This window comes from Microvirga tunisiensis, assembly GCF_009296175.1.
Lineage (GTDB): Bacteria > Pseudomonadota > Alphaproteobacteria > Rhizobiales > Beijerinckiaceae > Microvirga > Microvirga tunisiensis.
Map to the genome: position 1 here is coordinate 1 of NZ_VOSK01000677.1, position 1,768 is coordinate 1,768.

The 1,768-nt window shown below is 53.7% G+C and carries 1 protein-coding gene; it reads left to right on the forward strand.

Features of this window, described 5'->3' with window-relative positions; translation table 11 throughout:
• Positions 1-569: 569 nt before the first annotated feature.
• On the forward strand, positions 570-1,493 hold the full coding sequence (locus FS320_RS42775; RefSeq protein WP_152718571.1) for a hypothetical protein: 924 nt from the start codon (positions 570-572) through the stop codon (positions 1,491-1,493).
• Positions 1,494-1,768: the final 275 nt, after the last annotated feature.

Below are 1,768 nucleotides of genomic sequence, written 5' to 3' on the forward strand. Positions count from 1 at the left end.
CGACGACGCCGACCCGTATCGACAATCTCAACTCGATCCATAGCCGCACTGTCCTTTTTGACGTCAATAAGGACAGTCAGTGCCAAATCCGACAATTCCTACAAGGCGGCCCACCTCGGATGCGTACGATTATAATAACAGGCATGAAGGATGATGTGCCCACAGGGTGTGCTAAGTGGCACAGTGGGCTGGCACACTAATCCGGTTAGAGCCGGGTTGAGCTGGAAGCGGAAACTGATAAAATGCCTTCAAGCAATCTAGTCCCTTTTAGACGGGGACTAATCTGGTTTTTATGAGAATCTGATGCCGTCCAAACTTCCTGTTGCGGTTAGAAAGTACCCTTGGGGACAGACACGTCCTGGGCAGCACGTCGCTCGACTAGGTGCTATGGCGGCCAAACTCAGGCAGCGCATGACGACCCTTCAACTTGAGCTCGATCACGCTGCGAAGGCTCTGGACCAAGTGGTTGTTCTTACAACCGAGTTTCAACACTGGGCCCTTGAGAAGGCTCAGCCCGGGCGCCCCCGAATTAGGCCCGTCCGTGCAACAAAGACGAAGGACACTGAGGAATGAACGGCGGTGTTGAAGCTCCGGTTCGGAAGGTCAAAAAGCCGCCAACCTATCCTTGGGGAAAGGTTCGGCCGAGCAGAATGAAAGTCAGGCTTGAACACCAACTAGATAGTTTGGAGAATTGGAAGACAGAGCAGGAAGCTGAATTCAAATTGAGAATGGAGATCATTGAAGGTCACATTCGGGAGGTTCAGAATAAGCTCCGAATTGTCAACGCCCACATTGGGCGGGTTGCTAAGACGACACTTGTAAAGAGAGGGCGCGGGAGGCCCAAAGGGCCGACGACAAGGGCAACCAAGACTGGAAATGCCTCTACTCGTCTAACGAATGATTGGGCACCGGACAGCAATAGTCCGACGTCAAGTGTTGCTACGCAGCCAGCCGCTCGACCTCTGAAGGTTCAACCAAACCACGCGTTCGATCTTGGAAATCTTCCAGAAGAGTTCATGCAGGCTTTCCCCGACCAGGACCTGTCGGTAGCTCCTGAGGATGCGATGTCCGATGAGGAGAAACTTGCATGGCTTAAGAAGGTCAGGAGCGAGCACGATCTCAAGGATGACATCCGGATTGGTAAGACGGTGTCTGGTGCGTTCAAGCGCTGCTTCGTATTTATCAAGGATCGACTCGCCAGGGAAAGAGATCGTCGTGCGGTTTGGGAGTTCGTGCAAGACCGCACAGCATACGTGGCGGAATTTCGCAAGGAAATGCGCCGTGGCTCAAAGAGCATAGAAGATGCGCTCGCTTATTTCCGGGACTTCGATACGGTCAAAGTGCCAACGATGACCCGTGGTAATGAGCATCAAATCTACATGGAGATCATTGATCTTCTTAACGACAATGTCGTGGCCGCCCCAGTCGACAACTCGACAGTGTTCAACGTCGAGACCGATTGTGAGGTCGAAAGTGACAGGCCTGCAGCCTGACAGTGACCGTCTATTGGAACAAACACGCCCGCACGAGAGGCGTGTTTGTTCCGACGCAATCAAGCCCGGCATAGTAAGGGCTTGATGAACGATGAGGTCTCCCCTCTCCTGCTGGTGCGAGAGCAAGCCATAGGGGATTGACCAGCCTGGGCAATCGGGATAGAGGGGAATCTCACGATTCCTCCCCTCCCACACCACCGTACGTACGGGTCCGTATACGGCGGTTCGTCGGATTACTCGACCGGCTTGACGTAGATAGAGCCAAGACCGAGGCC

What these genes read in the sequence shown, in the direction of transcription:
- FS320_RS42775 (WP_152718571.1), top strand. Translation starts at nt 570, where the DNA reads ATGAACGGCGGTGTTGAAGCTCCGGTTCGGAAGGTCAAAAAGCCGCCA.